Genomic DNA, 18,649 nt, shown 5'->3' on the forward strand with positions numbered 1-18,649 from the left:
CGGCTCTTTTCTTGTTTCAAAAATTTTTAAACTACACCAACCACCACTGGTAAAGCGACCAGTAGAGGATATTAGCTACTATGGAGAGGGCGGACAAACTAGTCAGAACTGTCAGGAAGAGGCGACCTTTTCCGAGTCCCTTTCGAGCCCTGCTAAAGAGCGGATAAACCGCACAGCCTGCTAAGAACAATCCCAAACCTGCAAAAACCATATAACGCCACTGAGCGATGATACTGAGATCCGTAGTGCTTGAGCTAAGCAGGAGCAAGAGTAAATTTCCAGCTGAGACCACTACTCCTGCAGCTGTCAAGATGTGCCACCATTTCCAAGCTCGATTTTGCTTGCTTTTTTCTTTGCCAAAGACCAGTCGATAAAGGACTAGCACAAGCCGCACAAGTAGATTACCCAAAGCATAAACGACACTTAGAGCTGCCAAAGCAATCAACCCAAACTTAGTCCAGATTTCCCAGTCAGGAACTTTCTCGAAATCACTGACTGGAGTAGCGATTCGCGTTTTGCCATTTCCACTTTTATAAATAGTCCAAAACAAATGATCCATTCTCTCCGAGGACGGCTTCTTCATATGAAGCAAATTACCTGGAAAGAGCTGATACAAAGAAAGCGGACCTTGATTAAAATTCCGAAGGATTTGATAATAGCCTGGTTCGAACTTTTTCTGAGTCTCTGCACTGGCTGTCGGACGCTTTCCGAAAACCAATTCTGGCATGCCATCATTATAAATTTCTTCCACGCCTTGATTGGTCATGATCACCTGGCCGATACCATCCCTCAGATCCAGCAGAAGATAGCTGGAAAAACCATTTGTATTCCCTCCGTGCCCTAGCACTGTAACGCCAAATTCACTGGCCCAGAAGCCATGAGCATTACGAACGATGTCTGTACCAGGATAATAGGAAGTGCCGGTGTATAGTTTGTCCCAAGTCTCCGACCGAGTAAAGAGAGTTTTACGACTTAGCAGAGCCTGAGCAAATTTTTGCAAATCACTCAGCGTTCCTGTGGCTCGACCAACTGGATACAGGCCGACTTCATAAAGTGCATCTCCTAACAGGCTGCCATCTGTCGTATATCCTTTTACTTCCTTGCGCTTGGCTTGGACATAAGCATTGTCAGACAAGTCTTGAGCTATAGCCGTTCTCTCCATGCCCAGAGGCTGGAAGATATGCTCGTGGGTATAATCAACAAAAGATTGCCCAGAAATTCGCTCCACAATATAGGCTGCTAACCCCGTACTGTAGTTGGAATAAGCTGTCGTTGTTCCCGGTTCAAAGGACTGAGCCGGCTGATATTGGAGCAGCAAATCCTCTAAACTCTTGCCCCTTTGCATATAGAGAGGGGCTTCGTCAAATCCAGACTGATGGTTCATCAAATCCAGCATAGTAATAGGCTTGTCATAGCGGAGATTTCTAAGAAAGCCCTCTGGTAGATACGTGCAAATATCTTCTTCTAGGTTAATCTTACCTTGCTCCCAGAGCTGCATAACAGAGACCCAGACAGTCAGCTTAGTCACGGAGCCCCATTCAAAGACACTGTCATCATCGGCCTTGATGCCTTTTTCCTTGTTCATATAACCAAAGTTTCCTTGATAGATAGTGCCGTCTTTGTCAAAGACAGCTGTCGCCATGCCGGCTGTTGTCTTTTCGTGCTCTTTGACATAGACTTGGATTTTCTGGCCAATTTGGCTGCGCTCTGTGCCCGAAGGCAGCTTCTGAGAGTCAGCCAATGCAGTGGCTGGGCGAAAAAGACCCAATGTTAAAATAGTTAGAAGTATGAGAACAACTGATTTTTTTATGAGATACTCCTTTGCAGAATTACACAGACAAAGCCCGCCTTCCCAAAGGAAAGCAAGCAACTTATATCACATCACCCACCATTGGTAAAGTGACCAATAGAGAATATTGGCTACTATAGCTAGGGCAGATAGACTAGTCAGAACTGTCAGGAAGCGGCGACCTTTTCCGAGGCCTTTTCGCACTTTGCTAAAGAGCGGAAAAACCGCACATCCTGCTAAGAATAGGCCCAGACCTGCAAAGACCATATAGCGCCAAGATTGAACAATTGAGTAATCCTGAGTCAAGGCAGACAGTAAAAGCAAAATGAGATTGCCAGTAAACAGCAACATCCCTAGAGAGGTCAGGCAATTCCAGATCTTCCAAGAGCGCGGAGCCGAACTTTTAGCTTTACGCAGCATGAGACGGAAACCGCCAATCAGAAAACTAATCAAGACATTTCCCAGAGCAAACACGAGCGCCAGAGCTCCGAGAAACACGACTAGATAATGTCTAAAGAGAACTGAATCGGAAATCCTTTCTGCATTAAGGACACCAAATTCGAGGCGGTCAGCACCTTGACTTCTGTCTATGGTCCAGAAAGTGCTCAGCAGATCTGGCTGATCTGATACTTTGTTGATCTTTTGGATGGCCCCAGGGATCATGAGCATGAAGGACAGTGGTCCCCTATTATAGCTTCTCAGATAGTGGTAAGAGCCAGGCTTGAACTGCTTTTTAGTAGCTTCGCTGACAGTCTGCATCTTGCCAAATATCAGCTCTGGCATTTGAACATTGTAAACTTGTTCATACAGTTGATTGGTTAAGATGACTTGGCCGATGCCATTTTTTAGATCCAAGTAAAGATAGCTAGAAAAGCCATCAGCATTACCACTGTGTCCCAGCAAGGTAACACCGTAGTGACTGGCCCAAAAGCCATGAGCATTACGAACAATATCCGTACCAGGGTGGGTAGAGGTTGTTGAGTAAAGCTCGGTCCAAGTTTCTGGATGATGAAAGAGCGTCTTACGTTCCAGCAAGGCCTGGGCGAATTTCTGCAGGTCTCCTAGAGTCCCCACAGCCCCTCCGACTGGGTACATCCAGAGCTTAAATGGTGTATCTCCCAAGAGCTTACCTTGGTCATCATAACCCTTATCCTCCTTGCGCTTTTCCTGTACATAAGCGTTGTCCGATAAGTCAGGCAAGATAGCAGTCCGATCCATGTCCAGCGGCTCAAAAACATGCTCATGGACATAGTCTGCATACTTCTGCCCAGATATCCGCTCCACGATATAAGATGCCAAAGCCGTGCTGAAGTTAGAGTATGATGTCGTCGTACCCGGCTCAAAGGACTGAATAGGCTGGTAATCGCGGAACTGCTCTTCCAAGTCGCTCTTATCTCCCTTTTTGTAGAGTGGCATTTCATCAAAGCCAGCCTGATGGTTCATCAGATCCAGCATGGTGATAAGCTTATCATAGCGAAGATTGCGGAGAAAGCCTTCTGGCAGATAAGTTTTGATGTCTGCTTCTAGGTCGATTTTGCCCTCTTCCCAGAGCTGCATGACCGATACCCAGACCGTCAGTTTAGTGATTGAAGCCCATTCAAAAACACTGTCATCGTCAACTTTGACTTTGTTTTCCTTATCCACATAGCCAAAGTTTCCCTTGTAGATGGTTCCGTTTTTATCAAAGACTGCTGTTGCCATACCGGCTGTTGTCTTTTCGTGCTCTTTGACAAAGTCTTGGATTTTCTGACCGATTTGGCTGCGGTCCGTGCCAGACGGCAGCTTCTGCGAGTCAGCTAAAGCAGCTGTCGGCCGGAAGATTCCTAGAGTTATAATCGTTAAAAGTGTCAGAATAAATGATTTTTTCATAGCATTTCCTTTCTGTTCGACTCAAAGATTCATATGAGCTAAGGTCAGATAATTTGTACAGTCTCCCTTTAATTTTAGAATCAGCTTATTCTTATTTTTTAATCATGCGTTTTTCTCTTCTTTATCCGCCCGACACCAGAGATAAATACTGTAAAGGGTCAGAATGCCCAAGCCGCCAAGGTAAAAGAGGGAGTTGACCTGAGAGAAATCAAACTTATCAGCTAGGTTGATGCCGACAAACGTTTCTATCAGAATGTCTAGCAGGGCATGAAAAATCATACAGGCAAGGACAGATTTCGTCTTCTTATGCAGTGCAGCAAACCAGATAGACTGGACTATAGTTACAATGATAAAGACTAGAAAGGGATTCTGACTTCGATCATAAAAACGGTCATAAAACCAGAGAGGAATATGCCAGCAAGCCCAAGCTAGTCCAGTTATTGAGGAGGCGATAAGCATAGAGAACTTCTTTTCCAAAGCCGGCTGCAGAAAGCCTCGCCAGCCAGGCTCTTCCATGCCACCAGCCAAGGTCATAAGGTAGATAAAGAATCCAATAAATGAAAGCAGAGCTCCGTCTACTAGCTTGCCTCCGGAAGCTAATGCAAAAGTCACTGCCAGACCTCCACTGAAGAGTAGGAGATAGAGCCAAGTCCCTTTCTTGCTTGAGAAGATAAAGGAACAGATGGCTTTGAAGCCTTTTATTTTCAGTACCATTAGGCTTGCTATCACCGGTCCGAACATACTGAGACTCATTAGGAGGCCTTCCAGAGCCAGATAGAGTATAGGTGGATTTTCCGGCCAGAGATTTTTGAGAATGATAGCTAGCAACATAAATCCCCAAGTCCAGCCGAAGTTCCAGGCTAGGAACGGCCAGACTAGTTTTGGTTGTGGTTTGCTTCTTGTTTCATTGGTCATAGAACTTTCTCCTTTAAATGGTTTGATTTTTGTACTCTGATAAGGTCTTTGATTTTTTGCCTCATTTAGCCGCGCTCTGTATAAAAGACAGCTATTGTACTTCAGCTCCTGTTGAAAAATCACTAACCTTAAGATTGTAAAAAGAATTAATCAAACGGTTTACCTCATGAGATAGTCCATTCCCCCAGAAAAGACAAGCAAATAATCACAATGCCCACCACTGATAGAGGGACCAGTAGAGGATATTAACCACAATGGCCAACGCAGATAGACTAGTCATGACCGTCAGGTAGAGTCGGCTCTTGCTCAATCCTTTTCTTGCCTTGGTCAGAAGCGGGAAGACTGCACAGCCAGCCAGAATCAATCCCAGACCGGCAAAGACAATGTAGCGCCAGCTAGCTAAAAAGCTCAGATCGCTGGTAGCAAATGTGTTAAAGAGGAGGAGGAAGTTTATAGCCACACCTACTCCAGCCAAGGAAGTTAGGTAAGTCCAGATACGAAGAGGTTTTGGTGTTTTAGATTGACCTTTTTTGAAGACCAAGCGGAAGAGATCCAGTCCGCCCCGTGCCAAAAAGAGAATGATACTGAAAACAAGTCCGACTGCCGCTGAAATAAGCAAGGACCAGTCTTTCAGAATCTCGCTATCCTTGACTCTGAAGTTGTCGCCATAGGAAGCTGTTACCTTAGTCTCGTCTCCACTACCGCTGACTACTGAAAAATTCTGGGTCAAAAGCGGATTGTCCTTAGATTTCTTGACAAACTGAGTGTAAAGCAAGATTCTGGAGATAGATATAGGACCACTGGCAAAGTTGCGAGCAGATCGGTAATTGCCAGACTGGAATTTATCAAAGGTAGCTGAGTCCGTCTTTTTCTTAGGTCCAAAAACCAAGGCTGGCATTTCATAATTATAAACTAACTCATGATCCTGATTCGTCATAATGGTCATACCTATACCATTTTTCAAGTCCAACAGAATATAAGATGAGTAGCCAGTCGAGTTTCCTCCATGGCCAACAAGCGTCGTGCCGTACTCCCGTGTCCAAAATCCGTGCATATTGTGCGGCATATCCGTTCCTGGATAATTCGATGTTGCTGTGTAGAGAGTTGTCCAAGTCTCAGCATGCTTGAAGAGCTTTTCTTTCTTCAAAAGCGCTTGGGCAAACTTCTGGAAGTCAGCCAAAGTGGAGACGGCATTCCCTGCCGGGTAAAGCCCTAGATGGAAATAGCTAGTTCCCATAGATGTCTGACCGTCCGCCCGATAAGAGATTTGCTCCATCCGCTTCTGGTAAATCTTTGGATTTTCCTTAAAGTCGGCTGATAGAGCAGTGTCTTTCATCCCTAGTGGTTGAAAGATATGCTCATGGACATAGGCCGAGAAGTCCTGACCAGAGATTCTCTCGACGATATAGGCTGCCAGACTAGCTGAAAAGTTTGAGTAGGCTGTCATGGTGCCTGGTTCGTAAGACTGTTCTGGCTGATTAACTGCCAGAATCTCCTCAATAGACAAGCCCTTATCTTCCTTGTAGGCGTGGGTAGACTCACCAAAGCCGGCCTGATGGTTCATGAGGTCTGTCATAGTAACGGGCTTGTCGTAGCGCAAAGTCTTCATAAATCCCTCTGGCAGATATGTGCGAATATCTTCGTCAAGGTCAATCTTGCCCTCTTCCCAGAGTTGCATAACGGAGACCCAGATAGTTAGTTTCCCTACTGACCCCCATTCAAAGACGCTGTTGTCGTCGGCTTTAATGCCTTTTTCCTTGTTCATATAGCCAAAACTACCTTGATAAATAGTCCCGTCCTTGTCAAAAACAGTTGTTGCCATACCGGCCGTTGTCTTTTCATGTTCCTTGACAAAATTTTCGATTTTCTGACCGATTTTGTCGCGGTCCGTACCAGACGGCAGCTTCTGCGAGTCAGCTAGAGCAGTAGCTGGCTGAAACAAACCAAGCGTTAATATAGTTAAAAGTATTAGGATAAATGATTTTTTCATGCGATTCTCCTTTGCAGAATTATGCAGACAAAGCCCACCTTCCCGAAGGAAGACAGGCAACTTATCACATCGCCCACCACTGGTAGAGCGACCAATAAAGAATGTTAGCTACGATAGCGAGAGCAGATAGACTCGTCATGATTGTCAATAAGAGCCGACCTTTGCCAAGTCCCTTTCGAGCCTTACTCAAGAACGGATAGATGGCACATCCTGCTAAGATTAAACCTAGAGCTGCAAAGACTATATAAGGCCATATGCTATAGGGATAACTACGATCACTTGCTAGAAAAGCTACAACAAGGCCATAGAAATTTAAAACCACTCCTACTGCTGCTAAAGAGGTCAGATAAGTCCAAATCCGAAGTTTCTTAGGTGTTTTAGGCTGGCCTTTTTTGAATACCAATCGGAAAAGATCTAAACCACCCCGTACCAAAAAGAGAATGATACTGAAAACAATTCCGACTACCGCTGCAATAAGCATGGCCCAGTCTGCCAAAATTTCGCTATCCTTGACTCTGAAATAACTTGCATAAGGAGTTGTCACCTTGACCTTATCTCCGCTGCCACTGACTACTGAAAAATCCTGACTCAAAAGTGGATTGTCCTCGGATTTCTTGACAAAACTAGTATAGAGGAATAAGCTTCTAGAGATAGACATAGGACCACTGGCAAAGTAGCGAGTAAATCGGTAATTTCCAGACTGGAATTTGTCAAAGGTGGCTGAGTCTGTCTTTTTCTTAGGTCCAAAGACCAAAGCCGGCATCTCATGGTTGTAGACGAATTCGTGTTCTTGATTCGTCATGATAGTCATACCGATGCCATTTTTCAAGTCTAGCAGGATGAAAGAGGAATACCCCAAGGTATTACCGCTATGGCCGACAACAGTCATGCCAAACTCTGTAGCCCAGAAACCGTGCATATTGAGCGGCAGCTCTGTCCCTGGATAGGTCGAGGTCACTGTGTATAGGGTCGCCCAAGTCTCAGCTCGCTGGAAGAGCTTCTCTTTCTTCAAAAGCGCTTGGGCAAACTTCTGAAAGTCAGCCATGGTAGAGGCAGCATTTCCCATTGGATAGAGCGCTGAGTATAAATAGGCAGTCCCCTTCGAAGTCTGACCATCTGCACTATAGGACAAGGCCTCCATTCGCTTCTTATAAACCTTAAGATTATCCTTCAAATCTGAAGACATAGCTGTATCATTCATCTCTAATGGCTGGAAGATATGCTCATGGACATAGGTAGAGAAGTCCTGTCCGGAGATTCGCTCGACGATATAGCTCGCCAAACCGGCAGAGAAGTTTGAGTAGCTGGTCATGGTGCCGGGTTCGTAGGACTGGGTTGGCTGATTATTGGCTAAGCTTTCCTCAATTGTCAATCCTGTCTCTTCCTTAAGGCCCTGAATTGACTCGCTAAATCCCGCCTGATGGTTCATGAGATCAATCATAGTGATCGGCTTGTCATAGCGAAGGTTTTTTAAAAATCCCTCTGGCAGATAGGTGCGGATGTCTTCCTCTAGGTCAATCTTTCCCTCTTCCCAGAGCTGCATGACGGAGACCCAAACCGTCAGCTTGGTAACCGATCCCCATTCAAAAACGCTGCTATCATCCGTTTTGACTTTCTTTTCCTTGTTCATATAGCCAAAGTTTCCTTTGTAGATGGTGCCATCCTTATCAAAGACCGTCGTCGCCAAACCAGCCGTTGTTTTTTCATGTTCCTTGACAAAGTCTTGGATTTTCTGACCGATTTGGCTCCGCTCCGTGCCAGACGGCAACTTCTGATCCTCAGCCAAGGCTGTAACCGGCCGGAAGAGTCCTAGAGTTATAATCGTTAAAAGTGTTAGAATAAATGATTTTTTCATGATATTTCCTTTCTATTTAGCTTCAACAATCGCATAGGCGATACTTCTGTATACCATTCGGATAAAAATTCTTAGCATATCTTTCTCCTTTCTTAAGCAATGATTTGCATCATCTAATCAAAAGTCACTGCTTCTACAGCCACCCTTGTCGCTCCATCTTTCTTGACATGGTCCTGAATTTTTTGGCTAATCTGAATGGCCGCCGTGTTAGACTTCAAAGATTGCTCCATCGTCTTAGCTTGAGGCGTTTTTACTAGCCCTAAGCTTAGGACTGTCAAAAGCCAGAGAAATAACGTTTTTGGCATGGTTTCTTACTCCTTAGATACAATTTAAAATGACGACTGGAATCTATCCCATTCCAGCTCTTCTTATTTTTTACAAATTTTAGGCCTATCTGTATAATCATTTTATATATATAAATTTTATATACAAGAAGATTATATATAATTTTCTGGTATATGTCAAATTTTTATATAATTAAAAAATTATATATCAAAATCAGCTTACAAGCCTTGAAATCAATATTCTTAGAAGGTTTATAAAAATGGGCTCCAAAAATCTTTTAAAAATTTTTATTTATTTGAAAGCGCTTGACGAATTTACTTTCTTCTGTTAGACTTAAAGCAGAACTATTTCGGAGGTACACGGAGACATGAAAAATTAAGTCTATTTTTTAAAGGAAACTTTATTTAGTAGATTTTGTCATGTTTCTGCATATCCGCGGGATGTTCATTTTTTGTGCTTTCTATCTTCTATTTGCTTATCTTTAGATCAATCCTGTCGCTCCTATGACCGTGTAAGCTGGAAGCCTATGAACGAATAATCCTACTTGGACACTCCTGTGTCTGCTTTGTGCAATTAAAAACAGCTCTGCTAAATAAAGCAGGGCTGTATTTTGTGTTATAAAACGAAGGAGACATCTATGCTTCAAATAAGAAATCTAACCATTACCCACCTAAAAGACCTGAAAGAGTTAGTCAAAGATTTGTCACTGACTGTCAATCAAGGAGACAAGGTCGCTATTATCGGTGAGGAGGGCAATGGCAAGTCCACCTTGCTCAAGCTCCTGCTAGACGAGCGACTGGTCAGCTCCTATGTCAGCTACAGCGGACAGATTGATAAGTCCTATACTGCTGCTGTCTACCTGCCCCAGCAGCTACCTTCAGAGGATGCCCAACTGACGCTCAATGACTATTTCTTTGCTGATTTTGAGACCGAGCTGGACTATGCTAAGCTCTACCGCTATGCTGGAGAGCTCAACTTTGACAGCCAGCGTTTTGCCAGTCAGCAGCAGCTCTCTAGCCTATCTGGAGGAGAAAAGCTTAAAGTTCAGCTCATCAAGAAACTAGCCAGTGATTGGGACATTCTCTTTCTTGACGAGCCCTCTAATGACCTTGATCTTGAAACTCTGACTTGGCTGGAAAACTTTATCAGCCACAGCCAGCAAACTGTCCTTTTCGTCTCTCACGACGAACACTTCCTCGCTCAAGCCGCGACCAAGATTGTTCATCTGGAGCGAATCAAAAAGAAGCAGGAAGCTAGAACCAGTGTCAAGAGTCTGGACTATGAAAATTACCGCCATCAGCGTCAGGAGGCCTTTGAAAAACAAGGTCAATTGGCACGGAAAGAGCGGGAAGAACACGCCAAGACCGTGGAAAAACACCGACGGGTTAAGCAGAGTGTAGAGCATACTTTACGAAACACCCATGACGCTACTGCAGGTCGACTGGTGGCTAAGAAAATGAAAAATGTTCTCTCACAGGGCAAACGATTTGAAAAGGCAGGTGCTGAAATGACCGAAATCCCGACACAGGAAGATGTCATCAGCCTTCACTTCTCAGACATAGAAGCTCTGCCATTGACCAAAAGAATCCTCAAATTAGAAGGAATGAAACTGGAAACAAACGAGCGACAATTGGCGGAGAACCTGACTCTGGAGGTCTGCGGTCAGGAAAAAATCGGACTGATTGGTGCTAATGGTGCAGGCAAATCTACTCTGCTTAAGGAAATATGGAAGGTCCTGCGTGAGCGGACAGATATGCGAGTAGGCTACATGCCCCAGCATTATGGTGACTTGCTGGCTGATGAGAGCAGTCCCTTGGACTTTCTGGCTCCCTCTGGCGACAAGTCCCAGGAGGAGAAAATCCTGACTCATCTAGCCAGTCTCCAGTTCACGCGCGACGAGGCCCGCCACCCGATTGGGCAGCTTTCCGGCGGTCAAAAAGCCAAGCTTCTTCTGCTCAAACTAGTCTTAGACCGCCCAAATCTCCTCCTTCTGGACGAGCCAACCCGCAACTTCTCTCCCACCTCTCAGCCTCAGGTTCGCCAGCTTTTGGCGACCTATCCTGGCGCCATTATCGCTGTCTCCCACGATCGGATCTTTCTCAAAGAAGTCTGCCAGAAGATTTATCGACTTACGGAGGAGGGATTGGAAGAAGTTGAACTATAAGCAAAAGAGGCTGGGACAAAAGTCCGACCTCAAATATAAAAAGCAAACAAAACTAGTTTTCTGGTAATCAGAATTCTGCTTTGTTCGCTTTTCGCATTTAATTATAGATTAGAAGGGCTTAATAATTAAAATTTTTAAAAATTGAAATTTTTTTGTCTCAAACTCTTTTTTGTAGCAAAGAGACTATTGTCCCAGACTCTTTTACTCTATTATTGAGACTTACCAAAAGAAAAATTAACTTAACAGGTATTTCTACTGCAACTTTTAACACATTCATTAACTACATTAGAAATAAGAGAAAGGCAATTCGAAACAGAGACAGGGCGAGCAAATGAAGGGGGTAAAACCAGTAAAATACTTTTCCAATATTGGCCCCTTTTTGACCGTTGTAGAAAGAGGTCACGAGGAGAAACAGAAGACAGGTGGCAGCCAGATCAGCCAGACCATCATAGGAGAAATTGAAGGCCAAAATTAGGATTTGCACACTGTTCAGTACCAAGACACCGCCAATTTTTCGGAAGATTGGGTCTTTAATCTTTGCAAAGGCATAGATACCAAAAACACCTCCCGTCAGTCCGCCGTCAGCGATAATGGACAGAGTAAAACAGAGTAGAATAATTAGAACTTTTCTCCAGGTTGCTGTTTGCTGATCACTGTAATAAAGAGCACAGAGCCCCAAAAAGAGAGTAACAACCGTATTTTGCATGATAAAGCCAAGACCAGTAACCCAGCCCATCAGAGAGAAAGGGATGATACTGATAAGAGCCAGCAGCCCCAATCGTCTCATATACTTGCGCACATCATGACTGTGCCGATATCCTTCCGCGATACAAAAGGCAAAGACTGGAAAAGCCAGGCGGCCTATTATGTGCATACTATTGGCCGGCCAGTTAGGAGAGAGAATATTCATATTGGTAGCCAGTGGAAAAGATACCCAGGCGATATGGTCAATCAGCATGGCAAGCATAGCAAGCAGTTTCAAACTGCTATTGTCAATTATTTTTTTCATAGGATCCTCCTTTTTCCTTTCCTAGGATACAAGAAAGAGGTTCTTTTTTCCATTTCTTTAGCTTACATTTCTCTCATTTTTCTTACAATTTTGTAAGTTGGAATTTCACCTTTTTACCTCATCGATGAATACTTCTGATTTTTTCTTGACAAATAAGACTGAACGAGGCTGGGACAAAAAGATTTTGATTTTAGGAATTCTTTATTATAAATTTTTAAAATCGATAGATTAGACAAAAAAGTGAACAAGACAGACTTCTGAGTGTCAGATAACTCCGTTTTGTTCGCTTTTTATATTTAAGGTTAGACTTTTGTCCCAGCCTCTTTTATCATTTTAACTATAAAGTAAGTTTTCTAAGATTAGAGCTATGCAATCTAACGAGGTCTTCCTTAAAACAGTTATCTCTTCGTCTGAATGCGAGGAATACAAAATTTCATCTACAATAGAGGTGATAAAATTAAATAGGACATTAGAAATAGATTTTAGATTTGTTATTTCTTTATTACCTACGTAATGTTTTAAACATTGATAAGTGAATTCTTTCATTTTATCATTGTGCTGATCCTGTATTCCCTTAACCTCAGGAATGGAATAAGAAAGCATCTCAATTTGCGCGTGAAACTCTTTATCTTCTAAACTAATTAAATTATCAATTAATTTTTCAATCCAGCCTTTGTAATCACTACTGAATAACTCCAAATTTTCACTAGTATTCAGTTGGTTAAAGATTACAATAAACGATTCATTGTAGTCTTTTAATATTAAAAATAAAATCTCTTCTTTATTTGAAAAATAAGAATATAGTGTCCCTATTGAAATCCCCGCTTCTTTTGCAATTTCATTTGTGGTAACATTAAAATAATTCTTTTTTGCAAATAATTCTTTCGAAACAGCTAAAATCGTGTTTAATTTATCTAAACTTCTTTTTTGAACAGGTTTTCGAACTAGTTTCTTCGACAATACTTTCATCCTTTCTAAGCAATCTTTCTCTTATGATATCACACTTCCAGTAAAAATTCTTTTAAATGCCATGAATAGCAATAATATGCTATTTTATTTTTCAAAAAAATGAGCAAATACTCATTTTTACTTGACACAAAACTAAAAAAGAGTACAATTAAACATGAGTTATAACTCATGTTTTAGAAAGGAGAATTGCAATGAATAAAAAAACTATAATAACTATTGCAATGTGTTTGGCTATTTTCTTAGTCATGCTCGACACAACTATCATGAACATTACGTTGCCTGCTATACAGAAAGGACTAAATGTTAGACTTGACAGTTTATCTTGGGCTTTAAACATTTATACCATTATTTTTGCTACATGTACTATCCCATTGAGTAAATTAGCAGATATTTACGGGAAAGGGAAAATTCTTATTATTGGATTAGTACTCTTTGGTATCGGAAGTTTAATTTCTGGATTGGCAATGGAATTTTATCAGCTTATTTTAGGTAGAGTTATTGCTAGTCTAGGAGCATCAATCTTATTACCAGTAGGAAATATACTAGGAATTTCTTCTTGGAAAGTTGAAGATAGATTTAAAATCGTTGCCGCTTTAGGACTCACTCAAGGAGGAGCAGCTGCAATTGGTCCTACACTTGGAGGTATTATTACCGATAGCTTATCTTGGCATTGGATATTCTTTATCAATATTCCCATTGTTATAATTGCTCTTCTATTATTGATAAAATCTTTTGACTTTAAAAAAGATACTACAGTTTCAACCAGAATTGATTGGTATGGTAGTTTGATTTCTATGATATCACTTTGCTTATTGACTCTCGGGTTAATTAAAGTAAGAGATTGGGGTTTCAATGACTGGAAGAGCATCACCTGCTTTAGTATTTCTATCATCACAGGTTTTCTATTTATTATTATAGAAAAACAAAATTCCTCTCCAATGATTAATCTGAATTTATTCAGGATCAAAGAATTTTCATCTGCCTCATTAGTCGCATTTATTGCTCAATTTTTCTACATTGGCGTTATTGTTATTCTACCAACCTTCTTTACTACTGTTCAAGGGAAGAGCGAATTAGATGCTGCTCTAATACTACTCCCTATGTCATTAACTGTTTTCATTTTTGGAGGCTTGGGAAGCCTAGCAATTAATAAACTTGGTCCTCGCTTATTGGTATTTACTGGTCTGCTAGCAATTCTAATTTCTTACATATTATTGATAACATTAGATCCTAACAATACACTAACCATGAGTTTTTCAACATTAGTTTTGGGGATTGGCTTTGGTATTATTGCAGGGCCTATTAATGTTTTAGCAGCTTCTACATTAGATGGAGAATTGTTAACGGCTTCTCAAAGCGTCATTAGTGTTGTAAGGCAAATTGGATCAGTTATAGGAGTTTCCGTATTTATCTCTATACTTACAAATAATATCAAAATTCTAACGGTCCATACTCCTCAGAAAATATCCGAAGCCTACCTATCTATCTATAAAATATGGATTCCTTACCTATTCGCCCTACTTTTCCTTTCCTTATTATTTGCAAAACGGGATATTTATTTACAAACAAAGGATATAAAACATGAAAAGAATTGAAATTGATGTAAGCCGAACTGACTTTGAAGTAAAAAAAGGAAAAGAATTCAAATTATCTTTTAAAAATTGCTCCCGAGAGGATTATAAAATTATAATCAATGATTCCGAATTTATCCTGAAAGAAATGAATGTATTTAAAACAATCTGTTTCTGGATGATTCCCAAAATCACTATTTCGATTCCTTTCAACAAGGTTGAAACTTACAACGTTAAAGTTGAAGATAGCACAGCAACATTTCAATGGCTCAAAGCTGATGATATTAATCTATATACGGCTAGAGGGAGTGTTTTTATTAACAATTTGGAATGTAATACTTGTAACTTAGCTTGTGGCATGGGGAATACATCGCTTCAAGGTACTATTCAACAGAACGCTAATTTCACATGTGATATGGGAAATATAATTTTTTCGGGATATCAGATATCCTCCTCTTACAAATTGAAAGTCAATAGTGGCCTTATCACTGTAAATGGTCTTAGCTATACGAATACCTCTCATAAGCAAAAAAATACCAATTGTGAGTCCCCTATCTTTGATCTAAACTGCAATATGGGAAATATAACTATTTCATAAACTGATTTTTAGCAGAAAACAAGTTAGGCAAACTTGGACTATAAGCAAAAAGAGTTGGAAATCCAACTCTTTTAGTTTTGTTTAGCATCAATCTGTGAACTTTAATAAAGCTCCCCTTCTACTCCTGCGCCGTCTGCATTTGGTAATAAACACCTCTGGCTGCCATGAGCTCCTGGTGATTACCATGCTCGACGATATCACCATCTAACATAACGAGGATGATGTCCGCATTTTGAATAGTGGACAGGCGATGGGCAATGATAAAGCTAGTCCGACCCACCATGAGCTTGCTGAAAGCCTCCTGAATCAAGACTTCTGTCCGGGTATCAATGGAGGAAGTTGCCTCATCCAAGATTAGGATTTTAGGAACGGAAAGGAAGACACGGGCAATGGTCAAGAGCTGCCGCTGGCCTTGAGACAGGGAGTCCCCAGCATCCGCTAGGTAGGTGTCGTACCCCTGAGGCAGCTGCTGGATAAAGAAATGAGCATTGGCCGCCTTGGCAGCTGCAATAACCTCTTCTCGGCTGGCGTCTGGCCGGCCAAAAGCTATGTTGTCGTGAATAGTCGCCGTCTTAAGCCAAGTCTCTTGCAGTACCATACCGAATTGCTGACGATAAGAGGATCTAGTGTAATGCGTGATGGGAATACCGTCTAGCGAAATAAGACCACTATCAACATTGTAAAAGCGCATGACGAGATTGATTAAAGTAGACTTGCCCGCACCAGTTGGCCCGACAATTGCAACCTTGCTAGCTGCCGGAATCCTTATATTCAAATCCTGAATCAGCTCTTTGCCAGAATCATAGCCAAAAGCCACATGCTCAAAGCTAATCTGTCCTTTGACATTTTCAGGATGAAGAATTTCCTGACCGGGCTCAGCTATTTCTTCTTGGTCCAAAACGCTGTAAATCCGCTCTGCACAAGCTAAAGCGCTCTGCAATTCTGACATGACTGACGATATATCATTGAAAGGCTTGGTGTACTGGTTGACGTAGTTGAGAAAAGTTACCAGCTGCCCAACCGTAAAACCTGTTCCCTGAATGATTCGGACAGCCCCAAAGCCCACAATCAAAGCATAGATCAGGGCATTGATAAAACGAGTCGAAGGATTGACCGTCGAAGAATAGAAAATAGCCGCCTGCGAATAGTCTGCATAGGTTTGGTTGCTGCGAGTAAAAGCTGTATCAAACTGCTCCTGAGCATTAAATGCCTGGATTAGACTTTCCTGGGTCAGACTTTCCTCAATCAGCTGGGTCTGCGCTCCCCTCGCCTGCGTCTGACGTTGGAAAAAGCTAAAACTCTTTCTGGCAATAAAGCGAGCTAAGAAGAGAGAAAGGGGCGTCAAAAGCAGAACCAAAAGCAAGAGGAAAAAGTCCAATCTGGCCATGCTAATGATAGTCACTAAAATTGTCAGCAAACCCACAAAAAATTGATTGAAAACCATAAGCAGGCCATTGCTGAGCTGCTCCAAATCTGTCGTCACCCGACTAACCAAGTCGCCAGTTCCCTGCCGATCCAGATAGGCCAAAGGCAGATAGTGCACTTTCTTGATAACACCTTGACGGAGCTGCTGACTGTAGCGATAAACCAGCTGATTATAGAGCAAGGGATTGAGCCACTGAATCAGCGTATTGGCTAAGATGACCAACAGCATCTGCCCCAAAATCGGCATCACATGCTGCTCCGCATGAGGAAGAAGAACACTATCAACCGCATTCCCGATTAAAACTGGAAGAAGAACAGTCAGAGCCACTTGAGCCACCGTTCCCAGACTAGCTAGAAGAAAGAGCCAGCGCGCCTGCAGCAAATCGCGAGTCAAACGCCTCAAGCTGCTAGATGATTTCTTATGCTTCATGCTTGTCCTCCTCTCCTTGACTATGCTGTGAGTGATGAATTTCTCGGTAAATGGCAGAGCTGACTAAGAGTTCCTCATGGCGATCAAGAGCCACTTGTTCTCCCTTATCTAGGACTAAAATTTGATCCGCTGAGCGCAAGCTATTGGTCCGCTGTGAGATCAAGACCAGACTGGTCTCAGTCAATTCATTCTTAATAGACTGCAGGAGTCTTGCCTCTGTCAAATAGTCCAGAGCAGAGGTTGCATCATCTAAAATCAAGAAAGGAGCCTTCCGCAAGACAGCTCTGGCAATGGTTAAACGCTGACGCTGTCCACCAGAAAAATTCCGACCAAAGGCCTCTACAGTCGCATCCAAGCCACCTTCCTTCTGAGAGACAAAGTCCGCTGCCTGAGCAATCTCTAAAGCCTGCCACAAGTCTGCGTCAGTTGGCTTGCTTGACATACCCAAGGTCAGATTGGAGCGAACAGTTCCTTGGAAAAGCTCCGCCTTCTGAGGTACCAGACTGATCCAAGACCGCCATTCACTCAGATTTTTAGGGCTGCGTCCTTGGGAAAAGATGGTCAACTGACCAGCAGCCACAGGATAAAGATGAGCTAGCAGCTGAACCAGAGTAGACTTCCCTGAACCTGTCCCGCCAATAACACCTAAAGTCTGACCTCTTTTCAAATCAAAAGTCAGACCAGTCAAGGCTGGACTAGCTGCATTTGGATAGGAAAAGCTGACCTGCTGGACTTTAATAGCTTGATTTGGCAGAGCTGTTTCCTGCACTAATTCCTGCAGGACATCTTCTTCTGCTTGCTCAAATACCTGACCAATACGACCTGCACTGATATAGCTTTGATTGAGTGAGTTGACCAGCATAGCCAGCTTGAGCAATTCCACCAAAATCTGCAATAAATAATTGACCAAGGCCACTAGCATCCCCTGAGTCAGTATGCCCTTGCCGATAAAGGTATTCCCCTGCCAAATGACAGCAATCAGAGTACCATTGACCGTAAGAAAGGTCAGAGGACTAATCAGACTAGCCAGAGCTCCCGTCCTGATTTGCCAGGTTTTATAGAGCTCATTGCGATTGCGAAAGGTCTGAACCTCGCGCTGGGTCTGACCGAAAGCTCGTATAACCCGCATGCCCTGTAGCTGCTCACGAGTCAAATTGACCAGCTGATCAGTCAGCTGACGAATCTTAGCATAGAGAGGATTCATCAGACGAGACATGAAGACGATAATAGCCGTTAAAATTGCCACCATAAGCAAGAACCACAAGGTAATGACCGGACTGATAGTAAAGGCCATGATGATAGAGCCAAAAACGATGATAGGCGCCCGAAGAAAGAGACGAAGGAATTGATTGATGCCCGTCTGAATCTGATAGGTGTCGCTCGTCAGCCGGGTCACCAAGCTAGAAGTCGTCAACTCATCCCGACTAGCCTTGGGCAGACGCAGGATTTTTTGATAGAGGTCACTTGTCATCTGACGAGTAAAGCCCACTGCCGCCTTTGACGAATAATATTGGGCCACCACTGCAACCACCACGCCCAGAGCAGCCAAGCCCATCAAAAGAAAAACCATCCAGTAGAGATGGGAGCTGTCGTGTCTAGGAATGGTCTCATCCACAATCCCCGCAATCAAAAGCGGAACTAACAGTTCAAAACTGGCCTCCAAAAGCTTGAACAAGGGTCCCAGCAAAGACTCCCTGATATAGCCCTTGAAATATTTCAATAAATCTTTCATACTGCCTACTTCTCCATTAAACTGTATTTATTTTACCATAATTTTCAA

13 protein-coding genes are annotated in these 18,649 nt (G+C 42.7%); 3 read left to right on the forward strand and 10 right to left on the reverse strand.

The genetic code is table 11. The features are described 5' to 3' along the window. Positions 1–31: 31 nt before the first annotated feature. The 6 genes from K4I03_RS02180 to K4I03_RS02205 form a co-directional block, all read right to left on the reverse strand. Positions 32–1,810 (reverse strand): serine hydrolase domain-containing protein, encoded by a 1,779-nt coding sequence (locus K4I03_RS02180; protein WP_227963889.1) that lies wholly within the window; start codon positions 1,808–1,810, stop codon positions 32–34. A 66-nt stretch (positions 1,811–1,876) separates the two neighbouring features. Beyond that, the gene (locus K4I03_RS02185; RefSeq protein WP_227963560.1) at positions 1,877–3,658 is read right to left on the reverse strand and encodes a serine hydrolase domain-containing protein; all 1,782 of its coding nucleotides are present in this window, start codon (positions 3,656–3,658) and stop codon (positions 1,877–1,879) included. Positions 3,659–3,760: 102 nt separating this feature from the next. Then, positions 3,761–4,573: a CPBP family intramembrane glutamic endopeptidase gene (locus tag K4I03_RS02190; RefSeq protein WP_227963561.1), complete on the reverse strand. Its 813-nt coding sequence runs from the start codon at positions 4,571–4,573 to the stop codon at positions 3,761–3,763. Positions 4,574–4,778: 205 nt separating this feature from the next. Next, positions 4,779–6,563 (reverse strand): serine hydrolase domain-containing protein, encoded by a 1,785-nt coding sequence (locus tag K4I03_RS02195; RefSeq protein ID WP_227963562.1) that lies wholly within the window; start codon positions 6,561–6,563, stop codon positions 4,779–4,781. Positions 6,564–6,627: 64 nt separating this feature from the next. Next, positions 6,628–8,418: a serine hydrolase domain-containing protein gene (locus tag K4I03_RS02200; RefSeq protein ID WP_227963563.1), complete on the reverse strand. Its 1,791-nt coding sequence runs from the start codon at positions 8,416–8,418 to the stop codon at positions 6,628–6,630. A gap of 113 nt (positions 8,419–8,531) precedes the next feature. Then, entirely contained in the window at positions 8,532–8,723 is a 192-nt protein-coding gene (locus K4I03_RS02205; RefSeq protein WP_227963564.1) for a hypothetical protein, read from the reverse strand. A 617-nt stretch (positions 8,724–9,340) separates the two neighbouring features. Here K4I03_RS02205 and K4I03_RS02210 point away from each other — a divergent pair. After that, complete coding sequence (locus K4I03_RS02210; RefSeq protein WP_227963565.1) at positions 9,341–10,867, forward strand: ATP-binding cassette domain-containing protein; 1,527 nt, start codon at positions 9,341–9,343, stop codon at positions 10,865–10,867. Positions 10,868–11,147: 280 nt separating this feature from the next. On the opposite strand, the gene K4I03_RS02215 is transcribed toward K4I03_RS02210, so the two are convergent. Together K4I03_RS02215 and K4I03_RS02220 are read right to left on the reverse strand one after the other, a co-directional pair. Beyond that, on the reverse strand, positions 11,148–11,876 hold the full coding sequence (locus K4I03_RS02215; RefSeq protein ID WP_002900153.1) for a TraX family protein: 729 nt from the start codon (positions 11,874–11,876) through the stop codon (positions 11,148–11,150). Positions 11,877–12,209: 333 nt separating this feature from the next. Further along, positions 12,210–12,845, reverse strand: coding sequence for a TetR/AcrR family transcriptional regulator (locus K4I03_RS02220; protein WP_227963566.1), 636 nt, complete (start codon positions 12,843–12,845; stop codon positions 12,210–12,212). A 191-nt stretch (positions 12,846–13,036) separates the two neighbouring features. On the opposite strand from K4I03_RS02220, the gene K4I03_RS02225 reads away from it, so the two are divergent. Both K4I03_RS02225 and K4I03_RS02230 read left to right on the forward strand, forming a co-directional pair. Further along, positions 13,037–14,440, forward strand: coding sequence for an MFS transporter (locus K4I03_RS02225; protein ID WP_227963567.1), 1,404 nt, complete (start codon positions 13,037–13,039; stop codon positions 14,438–14,440). Next, positions 14,427–15,014: a DUF4097 family beta strand repeat-containing protein gene (locus K4I03_RS02230; protein ID WP_045503318.1), complete on the forward strand. Its 588-nt coding sequence runs from the start codon at positions 14,427–14,429 to the stop codon at positions 15,012–15,014. Before K4I03_RS02225 ends, K4I03_RS02230 begins: the two co-directional genes overlap by 14 nt. Before the next feature lie 118 nt (positions 15,015–15,132). Here K4I03_RS02230 and K4I03_RS02235 read toward each other — a convergent pair whose 3' ends face one another. Both K4I03_RS02235 and K4I03_RS02240 read right to left on the reverse strand, forming a co-directional pair. After that, positions 15,133–16,869: an ABC transporter ATP-binding protein gene (locus tag K4I03_RS02235; RefSeq protein ID WP_227963568.1), complete on the reverse strand. Its 1,737-nt coding sequence runs from the start codon at positions 16,867–16,869 to the stop codon at positions 15,133–15,135. Continuing rightward, positions 16,859–18,601, reverse strand: a complete 1,743-nt coding sequence (locus tag K4I03_RS02240) for an ABC transporter ATP-binding protein (RefSeq protein WP_227963569.1) — start codon at positions 18,599–18,601, stop codon at positions 16,859–16,861. The genes K4I03_RS02235 and K4I03_RS02240 overlap by 11 nt, the downstream gene beginning before the upstream one ends. Positions 18,602–18,649: the final 48 nt, after the last annotated feature.

Source organism: Streptococcus sanguinis, from assembly GCF_020729725.1.
Classification (GTDB): domain Bacteria; phylum Bacillota; class Bacilli; order Lactobacillales; family Streptococcaceae; genus Streptococcus; species Streptococcus sanguinis_V.